1 tRNA gene and 1 rRNA gene are annotated in these 477 nt (G+C 54.9%); both read right to left on the bottom strand.

Annotated elements, in window-relative coordinates:
* Positions 1 to 17 precede the first annotated feature (17 nt).
* Positions 18 to 90 (bottom strand) — tRNA-Ala (locus tag HMPREF2887_RS02840).
* Between the two features lie 52 nt (positions 91 to 142).
* Positions 143 to 477, bottom strand: a 16S ribosomal RNA gene (locus HMPREF2887_RS02835); the annotation flags it as partial.

Raw genomic sequence — 477 nt, 5'->3', positions numbered from 1 at the left:
GTAGGATTCTATCCTAATGGAGCCTAGCGGGATCGAACCGCTGACCTCCTGCGTGCAAAGCAGGCGCTCTCCCAGCTGAGCTAAGGCCCCACAAGACCTCTCAAAACTAAACATGACGACCAATGGCTTCCGTTTTCCTTAGAAAGGAGGTGATCCAGCCGCACCTTCCGATACGGCTACCTTGTTACGACTTCACCCCAATCATCTATCCCACCTTAGGCGGCTGGCTCCTTACGGTTACCTCACCGACTTCGGGTGTTACAAACTCTCGTGGTGTGACGGGCGGTGTGTACAAGGCCCGGGAACGTATTCACCGCGGCGTGCTGATCCGCGATTACTAGCGATTCCGACTTCATGTAGGCGAGTTGCAGCCTACAATCCGAACTGAGACTGGCTTTCAGAGATTAGCTTGCCGTCACCGGCTTGCGACTCGTTGTACCAGCCATTGTAGCACGTGTGTAGCCCAGGTCATAAGGG

The organism is Streptococcus sp. HMSC071H03 (genome assembly GCF_001813035.1).
Taxonomy (GTDB): domain Bacteria; phylum Bacillota; class Bacilli; order Lactobacillales; family Streptococcaceae; genus Streptococcus; species Streptococcus anginosus.
The sequence above is the reverse complement of the archived record's forward strand: the minus strand, read 5'-3'. Positions and strand labels throughout refer to the sequence as shown.